General features: G+C 32.6%; 17 protein-coding genes. 4 read left to right on the top strand and 13 right to left on the bottom strand.

All coding sequences use genetic code 11. The features are described 5' to 3' along the window. Positions 1–13: 13 nt before the first annotated feature. The gene (locus tag Q0912_RS13560; protein ID WP_299115999.1) at positions 14–1,099 is read left to right on the top strand and encodes a serine hydrolase domain-containing protein; all 1,086 of its coding nucleotides are present in this window, start codon (positions 14–16) and stop codon (positions 1,097–1,099) included. Here the strand turns inward: Q0912_RS13560 and Q0912_RS13555 are convergent. The 11 genes from Q0912_RS13555 to Q0912_RS13505 form a co-directional block, all read right to left on the bottom strand. Continuing rightward, the gene (locus tag Q0912_RS13555) at positions 1,096–2,763 is read right to left on the bottom strand and encodes an amidase family protein (RefSeq protein WP_299115997.1); all 1,668 of its coding nucleotides are present in this window, start codon (positions 2,761–2,763) and stop codon (positions 1,096–1,098) included. The two genes, Q0912_RS13560 and Q0912_RS13555, sit on opposite strands and share 4 nt — an antisense overlap. 35 nt (positions 2,764–2,798) lie before the next feature. Continuing rightward, entirely contained in the window at positions 2,799–3,434 is a 636-nt protein-coding gene (locus Q0912_RS13550) for a hypothetical protein (RefSeq protein WP_299115995.1), read from the bottom strand. Between the two features lie 11 nt (positions 3,435–3,445). Beyond that, complete coding sequence (gene ftsY / locus Q0912_RS13545; RefSeq protein WP_299115993.1) at positions 3,446–4,420, bottom strand: signal recognition particle-docking protein FtsY; 975 nt, start codon at positions 4,418–4,420, stop codon at positions 3,446–3,448. Positions 4,421–4,565: 145 nt separating this feature from the next. Continuing rightward, positions 4,566–4,718 carry a DUF4295 domain-containing protein gene (locus tag Q0912_RS13540; protein WP_008271041.1) on the bottom strand — a complete coding sequence of 51 codons (153 nt, stop codon included), beginning with the start codon at positions 4,716–4,718 and terminating at the stop codon, positions 4,566–4,568. Positions 4,719–4,727: 9 nt separating this feature from the next. Then, a complete protein-coding gene (gene rpmG / locus Q0912_RS13535; protein ID WP_076616981.1) occupies positions 4,728–4,910 on the bottom strand; it encodes a 50S ribosomal protein L33 in 183 nt (60 codons plus the stop codon). 25 nt (positions 4,911–4,935) lie between these two features. Continuing rightward, positions 4,936–5,172 (bottom strand): 50S ribosomal protein L28, encoded by a 237-nt coding sequence (gene rpmB / locus Q0912_RS13530; protein WP_008271039.1) that lies wholly within the window; start codon positions 5,170–5,172, stop codon positions 4,936–4,938. Between the two features lie 114 nt (positions 5,173–5,286). Continuing rightward, complete coding sequence (locus Q0912_RS13525; protein ID WP_299115990.1) at positions 5,287–6,534, bottom strand: competence/damage-inducible protein A; 1,248 nt, start codon at positions 6,532–6,534, stop codon at positions 5,287–5,289. Continuing rightward, a complete protein-coding gene (locus Q0912_RS13520; protein WP_299115988.1) occupies positions 6,535–6,876 on the bottom strand; it encodes an Hpt domain-containing protein in 342 nt (113 codons plus the stop codon). After that, the gene (locus Q0912_RS13515) at positions 6,877–7,488 is read right to left on the bottom strand and encodes a fumarylacetoacetate hydrolase family protein (RefSeq protein WP_299115986.1); all 612 of its coding nucleotides are present in this window, start codon (positions 7,486–7,488) and stop codon (positions 6,877–6,879) included. It lies immediately after the preceding gene. A gap of 34 nt (positions 7,489–7,522) precedes the next feature. Continuing rightward, entirely contained in the window at positions 7,523–8,425 is a 903-nt protein-coding gene (locus tag Q0912_RS13510; protein ID WP_299115984.1) for a carboxypeptidase-like regulatory domain-containing protein, read from the bottom strand. A gap of 57 nt (positions 8,426–8,482) precedes the next feature. Further along, the gene (locus tag Q0912_RS13505; protein ID WP_299115982.1) at positions 8,483–9,259 is read right to left on the bottom strand and encodes a 3'-5' exonuclease; all 777 of its coding nucleotides are present in this window, start codon (positions 9,257–9,259) and stop codon (positions 8,483–8,485) included. Between the two features lie 198 nt (positions 9,260–9,457). Here Q0912_RS13505 and Q0912_RS13500 point away from each other — a divergent pair, with 198 nt between their 5' ends. From Q0912_RS13500 to Q0912_RS13490, 3 genes are read left to right on the top strand one after another with little or no spacing between them, the layout of a single operon-like run. Continuing rightward, positions 9,458–10,000: an RNA polymerase sigma factor gene (locus Q0912_RS13500; RefSeq protein WP_299115980.1), complete on the top strand. Its 543-nt coding sequence runs from the start codon at positions 9,458–9,460 to the stop codon at positions 9,998–10,000. A 10-nt stretch (positions 10,001–10,010) separates the two neighbouring features. Further along, positions 10,011–10,409 (top strand): hypothetical protein, encoded by a 399-nt coding sequence (locus Q0912_RS13495; protein ID WP_299115978.1) that lies wholly within the window; start codon positions 10,011–10,013, stop codon positions 10,407–10,409. After that, positions 10,402–10,653, top strand: a complete 252-nt coding sequence (locus Q0912_RS13490; RefSeq protein WP_299115976.1) for a hypothetical protein — start codon at positions 10,402–10,404, stop codon at positions 10,651–10,653. Before Q0912_RS13495 ends, Q0912_RS13490 begins: the two co-directional genes overlap by 8 nt. A 105-nt stretch (positions 10,654–10,758) precedes the next feature. Here Q0912_RS13490 and Q0912_RS13485 read toward each other — a convergent pair whose 3' ends face one another. Together Q0912_RS13485 and Q0912_RS13480 are read right to left on the bottom strand one after the other, a co-directional pair. Beyond that, positions 10,759–12,099: a dihydrolipoamide acetyltransferase family protein gene (locus Q0912_RS13485; RefSeq protein WP_299115974.1), complete on the bottom strand. Its 1,341-nt coding sequence runs from the start codon at positions 12,097–12,099 to the stop codon at positions 10,759–10,761. A gap of 89 nt (positions 12,100–12,188) precedes the next feature. Beyond that, positions 12,189–13,289, bottom strand: coding sequence for a glycosyltransferase family 2 protein (locus tag Q0912_RS13480; RefSeq protein WP_299115973.1), 1,101 nt, complete (start codon positions 13,287–13,289; stop codon positions 12,189–12,191).

Below are 13,289 nucleotides of genomic sequence, written 5' to 3'. Positions count from 1 at the left end.
TGAAATTCAAACTATGAAATACGTGCGTATAACCTTAATCTTTATAAGCATAATTTTAGCATTTTCTTGTTCATCTGATGATTCAACCAATACTGATTATTTAACAGAAGATGAATTATATTTTCCACCTATAAATTCTGATATCTGGGAGACAATGTCCATAGAAGATTTGGGATGGAATATTGATGCGTTTCCTACTCTTCTCGAATTTTTAGAAAATAGTGATACGAAATCCTTTATAATCTTATACAATGGTAAAATTGTGAACGAATCTTATTTTAATAGTACTACAAGAACCTCTAATAACCCTTGGTTTTCCGCTGGAAAAACCTTAACTGCTTTTATGATCGGATTGGCACAAGAAAATGGTTTATTAAATATTAATGAATCGTCGTCAAATTATTTGGGAAATGGATGGAGTAGTTTAGCAATTGAACAGGAAAATATGATTACCGTAAAAAATCATATCACAATGACTACTGGATTAGATTACACAAGCGGTTTATACTGTACAGATTCAGACTGTTTAACCTTTTTAGAAGATCCAAATGCATTTTGGTACTACCATAACGCACCTTATACTTTAACACAATCAATTATGTCTGGAGCTTTAAATTCTGATTTTGACTCTTATTTTAATTCGGAATTGAAAAACAAAATAGGCATGCAAGGTAGTTGGGTACAAGTTGGTTATAATAAATTCTACTTTAGTAATGCCAGAAGCATGGCTCGCTTTGGTTTGTTATGTTTAAATGAAGGGACTTGGGATGGGGAACCTGTGCTAGGTGACACTTCCTATTTCTCTGAAATGACAAACACATCTCAAAACTTAAATTTAGCTTATGGCTACTTATGGTGGCTTAATGGTAAATCATCATATATGTTACCTGGATCAACAAATGTTTTTACAGGTAAGCTAATACCAAATGCACCTGACGATTTAATTGCAGGTTTAGGAGCTAATGATCAGAAACTATATGTTGTACCAAGCAAAAAATTGGTCATTATTCGTATGGGAAATGACGGTGGTGAAGGCCAATTAGGACCTTCAGGTTATGATAACTTACTTTGGGAAAAATTAGATAATCTCATTAACTAATTATAGTCCTTAGATGCAACTCTAGCTTTAGAAGCTTGCTCATAAACATAGGCCCATTCTAATAATTGTTTTTCCTGTAATCGCTTGCCAATAAATGTTAGACCTTTTGGTTCACCTTCTTTAGTATAACCCATAGGAACTGTTAAAGCAGGATATTCTGCAACAGCAGCAAAAGCTGCATGATAATTATTAATAGATAAGAAACCATCAAGATTATGAGCCTTCATAGGAATATCAAAATACCGTTTTCCGTTGGTGCTTAATGTATCTTTAATACGCTCTAAATATACTTCATCTCCTTTATCGTCTGCAATTCCTTTAAATAACTTCTGTCCATAAGGCATTGTTTTTATTGAATCTTTTAAGTTGAAAGTCATAACATCGGAAACCGTTCGTAATGATATAGTTTTATTAGCATAGTTTTCCATATATGCAGGCAAATCCTTTTTCATATCAAGGTTAAGCAAATTGAGGAAATTTGGTAAACCTAGTTGTTCCTCATCAATCTCAACAATTTCAGCGCCTTGTTGTTTTAGAACTGAAATTGCTTTCATAAATAATGTATCTTCTAGTAAACGTTTTGGTGCACCAAAACGTTTGTCTTTTAAACTAGCTTTTTTTATATCCTTTGTGTAGAAACCAGCTCCCCACATTATCATGAAAGATTTACTATCTGTAGTATCTTCTCCAAAAATAGCATCCATAACAATGGCATTATCCATAACAGTTCTGGTTATTGGCCCAGCAGTATCTAATGTTGAAGAAATAGGCACAATACCATTACGACTCACCAAGCCTATAGTAGGTTTTAATCCAACAACTGAATTCTGACTTGCAGGTGACAAAATAGAACCCGCTGTTTCACTACCTATTGTCGCTGCTGCAAAATTAGCTGAAGCAGCTACACCACTTCCTGAGCTTGATCCTCCTGTATCCATAATACGCCTTCCATATGGATTAAGCGTTTGCCCTCCAATGGCTGAATATCCACTTGGACAATCCCCACAAAAGAAATAAGCCCATTCACTTAAATTTGCTTTTCCTAGTATCAAAGCACCTTTTGATTTTAATTGCTTTACAATAAATGCATCATCTGTCATATTATCTTTTAAGGCAATTGCACCAGCCGTTGTTGCCATGCCTGATGCATTAATGTTATCTTTGAGTAATATTGGCATACCATAAATTGGATGTACTCCAGAATCCTGAGCCAAATCTAACTTATTTGCTTCTTTAATCACATCAGGATTTATTGCTATAACAGAATTTAAAGACAAGTTATTTTCCCGATCAAACTTTCTAATGCGATATAAATAGAATAGTGTTAATTCAGTATAACTCAATTCTTCTTTTGCAATTTGCTCTTGTAATGATTGAATGTCTTTTTCAAGAATTAAGGGCTTCAATCGTATATATTGAGCTTCAGTAAATGTTTGCATTTGTGGATTAATCTCAGCCCATATATCTGTTTTCGACAAATTTTTAGAATCTAAGACTTTAAATTCTCTAAAGTCTTTAGTAGAAATAGCCTCTAGATCTGAGTCTTTTTCGGTAGTACTTTCTACGGTTTCTGATTCTGAAATAGGTTCTCTTACTTCATTAGATTTAGAATCTATACAAGAAAAAATAAAAAGGAAAACAGATAGAAAAGTAATATATCTCATGGTTCGTATTTTTATAAAAATACGAAATGCATGCTTTAGATGAAACCCTTAAAAATAGAATCATCGTATCCCTCATTTTCTTTAAGAAACAAAGTCTTCATCTTTAGAGCTTCTACCATATTACCTTGTCTATGATATAAATGGGCTAAAACATAGGGAAGCTCTGGGTTATAAATTCTATAATTGTATTTCTTACTTGCGAATTGATTTTCAGCTAATGTAATATTTGCTTCAAGAGAATCCAATCGAATTAAAAACTTTGAAATTTTTCTAAAGTTACTATTAATAAACTTCTGAAGGCTTTGTCTAAAAAATGATTTATTCCAAAGTCGAATAGAGTATCCCTTTTCAAAATACTTACTATTTTCATATACTTGCAACGCATAATTATAATGTGCTGTCTTCTTGTTTTGAGTTAATGAAGGAATAAAACTAAAATTTACTCCTACAAAAAAAGCGGTATTTAAATTTCTATATTTAAATCGAATAATTGGTTTAATACCTTCAGCATTATACACACCTTGCCATATATACTTTTTCTGCTTATTACTTAGACCTATTAAACTAAGTTTAGGCGTTACGATATCATTAAGTGTATTTGCTATAGTTTCTGTAGAAGGAACATTTAGGTTAGAATTATGCTCAATATCAAAAAATGAATATAAATTCATAAAGTGATTTTTTACTTAAAAAACGAATCTACAAATTCATATTTATTGAAAACTTGCAAGTCCTCAATACCTTCTCCTATACCAATATATTTTACAGGAATTTGAAATTGATCGCTTATACCAATTACTACACCTCCTTTGGCTGTACCATCTAACTTAGTCACTGCTAATGATGTAACTTCTGTAGCAGCTGTAAATTGCTTAGCCTGCTCAAAAGCATTTTGCCCAGTAGAACCGTCTAAAACCAGTAATACATCATGTGGTGCATCATCTACTACTTTTTGCATCACGCGTTTTACTTTAGACAACTCATTCATTAAATTAACTTTATTATGTAATCGGCCAGCTGTGTCTATAATGATAACATCGGCATCTTGATTTACACCAGATTGTAGGGCATCAAATGCTACAGAAGCAGGGTCAGAACCCATTTCTTGTTTTATCATGGGTACATCTACACGATCTGCCCAAACTTGTAATTGGTCAATTGCAGCAGCTCTAAAAGTATCTGCAGCACCAAGTACTACATTTAAGCCTTTCTTTTTAAATTGGTAAGCTAGCTTACCAATCGTTGTGGTTTTACCTACTCCATTAACACCAACAACCATAAGAACATAAGGTCTTTTTTTACCATTATCTTGAGCAGGCATTTCTGGGATGGTATAATCAGTATCCTCACCAGAATTAGTTTCGGATAACAAACCAGCTATTTCTTCTCTGAGGATTTTATTTAATTCAGATATGCCAAGATATTTATCTTTTGCAACACGCTCTTCAATACGTTCTATAACTTTTAATGTTGTGTTTACACCAACATCACTGGTTACTAAAACTTCTTCAAGATTATCTAATACGTCATCATCAACTTTAGACTTACCAGCAACAGCTTTATTTAATTTATTGAAAAAAGAAGATTTAGATTTTTCCAAACCTTTATCCAGGGTTTCTTTCTTTTCAGAAGAGAATATTTTTTTAAAAAAACTCATTTATAATTAATTCTATTTGCTTTGCTAACAGCAACAACCTTGCCTTTAATGGTTTACTGCTAAGTTGTCAGACCTCATCAAATATAGCCATAAAAAAACTGCTTTCAAATGAAAGCAGTTTTATAAATCTACATCTAAATGTAGCTTATTTTTTGTTTAAAAAGTCATTGACAAATTCTGGTGCCATTACTGATTCTACGAACATGTAAGCTCCAGTTTTTGGTGATTTCACCATTTTTATCGCTTTTGTCAAACGCTTTGATCCTGTCTGTAAAGACGCTACTGATTTCTTTGCCATGTCTCTTAATTATTTAATTTCTTTATGAACTGTCATACGCTTAAGGATAGGATTAAATTTTTTAATCTCCATACGGTCTGGCGTATTCTTCTTATTTTTTGTAGTAATATATCTTGACGTTCCTGGCATACCAGAAGCTTTGTGCTCTGTGCACTCTAAGATAACTTGTATTCTATTTCCTTTTTTTGCCATTGTAAATTGACTTTAGCGTACGCTATTATTTGTAAAATCCTTTTGCTCTAGCTTCTTTTAACATTGCACTGATACCAATTTTATTGATAGTCTTTAACGCTGATGTAGAAACTTTTAATGTTACCCACTTATCTTCTTCAGGAATGAAAAAACGCTTTTTAACTAAGTTTGCATTAAACTTGCGTTTTGTTTTATTCATAGCATGAGAAACATTGTTTCCAACCATTGCTTTTTTCCCAGTAAGTTCACAAACTCTTGACATTGTATTCTTTCTTTAGGTCTATTAATTCTAATTGTCTAAACTAAAACCATAAAAGGTTATTTTAAACAAGGGTGCAAATTTAAGAAAACTTTACGTTTCAACAAACATAAAATACTACTTTTTAAAAATTTCTTTTTGAAACATTTCAAAAGCCTTGTTTGTAGCTTTAGTAATCACTTTATCACGATGGTTACCAAAGTTAAAAACCTCAGCATATACTTCATTTTCAGTAGCTATTGCAATCCACACTGTGCCTACTTCAGCATTAGAATCTCCTTTTAACGGACCTGCATTTCCAGTGGTACTTATGGCGTAGTCTGTATTAAAAAGCTTTCGTACATTTTTAGCCATAGCTTCAGCCACCTCTTTACTTACAACAGAATGTGACTTTACGTCTGTTGGTGAAACCCCTAAAACATTGACCTTAGTTTCTGTGGCATAACTCACAATACTTCCCTTAAAATATTTTGATGCACCAGCTTTTGAAGTGATGGATTGCGCTATTTTTCCCCCTGTACAACTCTCTGCTATTGATAATGTTTTACCTCGTTTGGAGAGTTGATTCCCTATTAGAGTTTCTATAGAACCATTTTCTTCGAAACCAATAAAAATATCTTCAATTTGAGGTAAAAGTGAGGCAATTTGCTTTTCTATATCAGTTTCTAGAGATATTTTATCTCTCGATTTACCTGATAAACGTAACCTTACTCTACCTAGGCTTGGTAGGTATGCCAATTTAATATGATCAGGCAAAGCCTCTTCCCAAGCTTCTATTCTATTGGCTATGGCACTCTCTCCTAAACCATAAGTCAACATTGTTTTATGTCTTATATAAGGAAACTCGAATTTATGTCTTAAAGCAGGAATGACTTCATGAGTAATCAAAGCCTTCATTTCGTATGGTACACCAGGAAGCGATACAAATACTTTTCCGTTTTTTTCCAGCCACATACCCGGAGCAGTACCAAAGCGATTCGTTAGTACTTTTGATTTAGAGGGCACCAACGCTTGCTGCCTGTTTAAATCTGAGATTGGTGTACTAATATATTTTGAAAACAAATGTTCTACATGAGCGAGAACATCTTTGTTTTCAACTAAAGTATCATTGAAATATTCGCAAATTGTATGTTTGGTAATATCGTCCTTGGTTGGTCCTAAACCTCCAGTAATTATAATAATATCTGCATTACTCTCTGCCTCTTGTAAAGCCTTAATTATATGCGCCTTATCATCTTGTACAGATGTTATTTGATAAATAGAAATACCTATTTTATTGAATTCCTTCCCTAAAAATGCTGAGTTTGTATCTACAATTTGACCTATGAGTATTTCGTCGCCAATTGTTATTATTTCTGCTTGCATTTATAACCCGAAGTCTGCTTTAATCTCGTTGGTAGCATTTTCTACAGCTGTAAGTACTTTTTGAAGCGACTCATCTACATTTTTACCTTCTTCCTCATATTTGCCCCAGTCCTGTACTTCAATTAATTCGTCATAGACACCTAAATCGAATAGTTCTATAGTAGGTTTCATCTTATGGGCGGCCTGATAGGTTTCGTGATAGTCTTTTGCTGGCACTGCTTTTCTTAAGCGTTCTGCATCTTCCGGAACTTCCTCAATAAAAGCTGCTGCCAATGCCATAACGAAATCTTCATCGTTATCAGCCATATCACGTACACGATCTAATTTATAATACTTTGCCATTTACTTTATTTTAATTGAAAACATTTCTTGGTTCTCAATATATCCTTTTAATTGGTCATTCGCAACAACCTTGCCAACACCAGCTGGTGTGCCTGTAAAGATAATATCTCCAATTTTTAAAGTAAAATATTTTGAGATATATTCGATGAGTTCATCAATCTTCCACAACATTAACCCTGTACTGGCAGACTGCACCACCTCCTCATTCTTTTTTAGACTAAAATTGATGTCATTAATATTTTGAAACTGAGATTTGGGTAGCCACTTTCCTATAACTGCGGCACCATCAAAGGCTTTTGCTTTTTCCCAAGGCAAACCTTTAGCTTTCAATTTTGCTTGTAAATCACGAGCTGTAAAGTCAATTCCCAATCCTATTTCGTCATAATATTTATGAGCAAATTTCTTATCGATATACTTGCCAACTTTTTTGATTTTTACCAAAATTTCTACCTCATGATGTACATCTTTTGAAAAGTCCGGGATAAAAAACGGTTGTTTTTTTAATAAAATCGCAGTATCCGGTTTTAAAAACACTACAGGATCCGTTGGTTTTTCGTTTTCTAGCTCTTTAATATGGTCTGTATAATTACGACCTATGCAGATTAGTTTCATAGTCATTTCCTGCACAAGCAGGAATATTTTTTAATTAATTAGACAAAGTTAAGGATATCGCAGGAACCACTTTTTCCTTTCCTTTGTATTTATTGGCAGCATAAAAACGCCATTGACCTGAGTTATAGATAGCAACCTTAAACCTGCCCTCTTCTTCACATGTTCCTGATAGTACTGGGCTGTATTTTATTCTTTTTTCTTTCTTTTTGTTATTCTTTTCAAAATGAAAAGTTACTTCCTCTTCATTATATGGTATATACAACCATTCAAAAGCTACGTAAAAGCCTTCTCTTGGGAAAATTATACTGTAATCTGAGATATCTACATCAACAATTTTTTGCTTCTTTTTTAGACTAACGATAATATTCTCTTTTAATAAATCTTTGTCTGGTAAACTATCATTACCAATGGAAAATAAACGTAACCTAAATTTTGCCTTTTTATTTTTAAAATTTCCAAAATGAAGCCTAACTGATTTAATAAAATCTATATCTTCATAATCTTGATCAAAAGGAAAATACAAGCTTAAAAGCCAAGGATTTTGAGCACTTGAGCCATAACCCTGACACAAATCGTCTTCATTTAATTCATTTACAACTAATGTTTTTTCTTCGATTTTTTCGGATATAACGACTTCATCTAATTGTTCAACTAGAGGCTGAAGGAAAACCTTACCACTTTTTAAAAATAAGGAGATAGGTATTTTACTCACTTCGTATCCTAATGAGGATAATTTTACAACTTTATATAAATCCTCATTATTTATCTCAAGTGAAAAGCTTCCATCTTCATGACTAGAAGTACCTATTTGAGATTCTAAGATAGAAATGTTTACATATGGGATTGGCTCATTTGTTTTTTTATCAAGAATTAAGCCCTTAGCAGTTTGATTTTGACATAAAACAAACAATGGTAATAGTAAAAATAGATATTTCATAAGTTACTAAATAAGATGAGATCAACTGAGTCTTCGATTTAATAGTAACTCAGAAATTTAGCCCAATTTATTATTAAATTGTCTCAACTTAATCGCAGTTAACACCTTTTTAGTATACAACGGAAAGTCTGCATTGAGTAACCAGCCAAAATAACCAGGCTCTTGCTCCATAACATCAACTACACGTTTACCTTTATGCTTACCAAAAGAAAAACACTCTTCTCCATCTTTATTATAAACTAGGAATCCTGCAAAATCAGCAAATTTTTTGCGCGAACTGAATTCAGCTAAGAATTTTGTGTCATTTTCTAAAGTATTGTATTTATCTAACTGCGCTTTCAATACTTCATAAGTGGCTTTGGTATCTGCTTCAGCACTATGTGCATCATCCAAATTCTTATCGCAATAGAATTTATAGGCTGCACTTAAGGTTCGTTGCTCCATTTTATGAAAAATAGTTTGTACATCTACGGATTGTCTATTCTTCATATCAAAATCAACTTCAGCACGTAACATCTCCTCTGCCAAAAGCGGGATATCAAAACGGTTTGAGTTAAAACCTCCTAAATCTGAGTCCTTTATTAAGTTGTGTACCTCCTTGGATATTTCTTTAAAAGTTGGAGCATCTGCAACATCAGCATCTGATATACCATGTACTTTAGTTACTTCTGGTGGAATAGGAATGGTAGGGTTTACCCTTTTTGTATACGTTTCTTCTTTTCCATTTGGGTGAACTTTTAAGATAGAAATCTCAACAATTCTATCTTTTGAAATATTGATTCCTGTGGTTTCTAAATCGAAAAAACAAATGGGTTTATTAAGGTTGAGTTGCATTATTATTTTTTTTAACACCAAAGATAAATAGAATAAGTAGAATAGCCGTCACCGAATTAGAAAAGCTGGATTGGGATTGTTAATTAAAATCTTTGAAACAGAATAGAATCTGTTTCGTCATTAATTAATAACAAAAAAATGCAATAGATTAAAAAAGTTACGTCTTTATAACTGAGAGCTGTAAAAAAGCGCTTTTAAATGAATCAATCAGAAAATAGTAAAAAGTTAAGTACATTTTTTAATGAGGAATATTATGCTCTTAAATCTTATGTAAGCTCAAATCTTAAATCGAGTATTGATAGAGATGCTGAAGATATTATACAAGATGTAGCTTTGAAACTATTTACTGGTGCTGATAGATATTCGCCAATTAATAATGTAGCAGGATTTGTATATCGTGCTATTAAAAACAAGCTTATAGATATTATGCGAACCTCAAAGACCAATAAAATTGATTATGAATCTCAAAACGAAACAAAATTAATTGAGTTTGCCACTTTAATATATGAAACATCTTCAGATTTATATTCTGAGCAAATGAAACGCGAACTAAAAACAGCAATAATTAATCTTAAACCACACTATAGAGAAATTATTATCGCTGTAGACTTTGAAGGCTACACTTACAAAGAGATTGAACAAGAAACAGGTATACCTATAGGCACATTAATGTCTAGAAGGCATAGAGCTATTTCACTCTTATACAAAAACTTAAAATCTAAACAGAAAATAATTAGTTAAATAAAAAAATATGTCAAATTACTTTAAACACAAAATGAGAGGCAAATCACCTGGGGAAATTGCTGGAATGATAATATTTGGTGCCATATTTATAACTGGTCTGTCCATATTATTTGGCTTTGTTATTATGTGGCTATGGAATTGGTTAATGCCAATGATTTTTGGGCTTACTACATTAACATTTTGGGAGGCAGTAGGGGTTTTTATTCTATTTAAAATCCTTCTAGGGGGTTGTGGTGGTTTTGGCGGTAAAGACAAGAAAAAAACCAAGACATCAAATTGTAATCACGAATCTAAAAGGCAATTCTCTAAATGGGAACATTATGACAACTTCTGGAAAGAAGAAGGTAACAAAGCTTATGAAGCATATGTCAATCGTTTAAACTCTAAAGAAGAAACTGATGATTAGTCCATTTTATAAAAGTCAAAAAAACGGTTTTAAAATTCATATTTTTAAAACAAAAATAAAAACAAAAATAGAGCTAAAAAGCATAAAAGCATTGCTAAATTCTAATTCTAGTATTCTAAATTGGTCTATAGACTTAGAAGATGTTGACAAAGTATTAAGAGTTGAATCTCAAAAAAATTTAAGCGAAAAAGATATAATCAATCTAATAAAATCTGGTGGGTTTTATTGTGAAGAATTAAACTAATACTTTACAATAAAACTAAGAACTATTTATTACTAAACAGAAAAGACACAGTGAAAACTGTGTCTTTTCTCATAATGTTGAGGTTACTCTCTTCTCAGGAACGTATTAAATTTCTCTACTAGAATCCCAGGCTTCTAAATAATCTTTAACAGCTTTTACAAACTGCCCTCCTAATGCTCCATTAACCACACGATGATCATAAGAATGTGACATAAACATTTTGTAGCGGATACCTATAAAGTCACCTTGAGGGGTTTCTATAACTGCTGGTACTTTTCTAATTGCTCCTAAAGCTAATATCCCAACCTGTGGTTGATTAATAATTGGTGTTCCCATAATACTACCAAATGTACCTACATTGGTTACTGTGTATGTTCCACCTTGTATATCATCTGGGTTTAGCTTATTCTCTCTCGCTCTGTTAGCCAGATCATTTACTTTTTTAGCCATACCAAAAAGATTCAATTGGTCTGCATCTTTTATTACTGGCACAATTAAATTACCATCTGATAATGCAGCAGCCATACCTAAATTGATGTGCTTCTTTTTAATAATATTATCACCTTGTACAGAAATATTCATCATTGGATAATCTCGTAAGGCTTTTGCTACGGCCTCCATGAATATTGGTGTAAAAGTTAGATTTTCTCCTTCACGTTTTTTAAAGTCATTCTTATGCTTGTTTCTCCAATTCCAAATATCCGTAACATCGGCTTCAATAAACGATTGTACATGGGCAGAGGTTTGTACAGAATCTACCATATGCTTAGAAATGAGCTTACCCATTCTTGTCATTTCAATGATTTCATCCTCTCCTGAAGCCACAACTGGTGTAGATGTAGATTTTTCAACAGGTTTTGCTGGTTTTGAAGCTACCTCAACTTTTTGTTGAACTACTGTCTCTACTTTTGATTCTGTAACAGGAGCCGAACTACGAGATTGTAAATAACTCTTTATATCATTTTTAGTTACACGACCATCTTTTCCTGTACCAGGAATAGTATCTAATTCTACTTGCGCAATACCTTCTTGTTTTGCAATATTCTTAACCAATGGTGAATAAAAACGCTCACCAGAAGAAATCACTGGTTCTACCGTAGCTTTTGCAGCTGTAATCGTTTGTGTAATTTCTGCGACAGCTTTAGGTGCTTCTGACTCAGCAACTGGCTCTGCTTTTGGTGCTACGGCTTCACTATCTCCTCCTCCTTCAATCTCTATAACAGCTATGGTTTGTCCAACTTGTACCACATCATCTACGTTGTAAAGCTTTTCAACCAATACACCATCTACTTCACTTGGGACTTCACTATCTACTTTATCCGTAGCGATTTCTAAAACGGCTTCATCGGCTTCAATCGTATCACCGACATCTTTTAACCAAGACGTTATCGTTGCTTCTGCAACACTCTCACCCATTTTAGGTAACTTAAGTTCAAACTTTGCCATATCTATAATTTGAAGGTCTTTATTAGCTAATTGAATGCAAAATTAGTAAAAAATAGTGTGTTTTACTGATTTTTATTCAACTAAAACATTTAGAAGCGTAATACCTCTCCTCTACTAACACTACTGTCGCTTCCAAGGATAAAATTACTATTTTTTGGTAATATTCTATATGAATTTTGATTTGTACTACTATTAGACTTCATATAATCTATAATAACCTTATAACTAAGATAGTTAGTATCAAATACAACTAACGTATTATTAATTGCATCAGAAAGACTAGAGGTTTGTGAAACTGGTTTAGGTAATTTAGACTTTAATGCATCAGACAGGTTATTAGAAATAACTAAGGTTTTTATAATATCGTTTTGCTTTATTTCAGCAACACTTCTTCTTTTTTTAGATGCAAGCTTAGTACTGAGTTTTACTAAAAAAGTAAATACTATATTCTTGTCAAAATGTTTCTTATAAAAAATTTCCATAGCTTCATAAAAGCGTTTGGCATAAACCTTATCCTTTAAAGTACTCTCACCTTTGAAATGGATAATACTTGCTTCACCAAAATAATAGTTGATGTAACCAGATTTTAAGATTTTATAAGACAAATCGATATCCTCACCATACATAAAGTAATCTTCATCAAAACCTCCAACATAATTATAGACCTCTCGCTTCAGTACCATAAATGCGCCAACTAACACATCTGTTTTGCCAATATCATTTTTATTTAAATTTACATTATAGTAGTTATCAGCGTAACCTATCATTTTTTGAAACGCTATCCGTGCCGTTGGAACATGACGTTTACTTTCTGGTAAAAATACTCCATTACCATCTATTAACTGACAACCTATAATGCCAATATCTTGCTTTTTTTTAGCATACTGAAGTATTTTTATAAAGGTGTCTTCTGCTACAACCGTATCTGGATTAAGAATACATACATATTTACCTTTTGCTTTAGCAACACCAATGTTATTACCTTTTGAAAATCCTGAGTTTTCTTTATTCTCAATCAAAATTACATTAGGGAATTGTTGCTTTACCATTTGGCAACTCTCATCTGATGAGTTGTTATCCACCACAATAATCTCAGCTTCTATATTTGCTATAGCAAGCTCAACACTTTTGAGGCATAGTTCTAAAAAGTAGCGTACATTGTAATTTAAAATAACAACAGATAACCTCAC

The organism is uncultured Winogradskyella sp. (assembly GCF_947498345.1).
Lineage (GTDB): Bacteria > Bacteroidota > Bacteroidia > Flavobacteriales > Flavobacteriaceae > Winogradskyella.
This window is presented reverse-complemented; position numbering and strand designations above follow the sequence as displayed.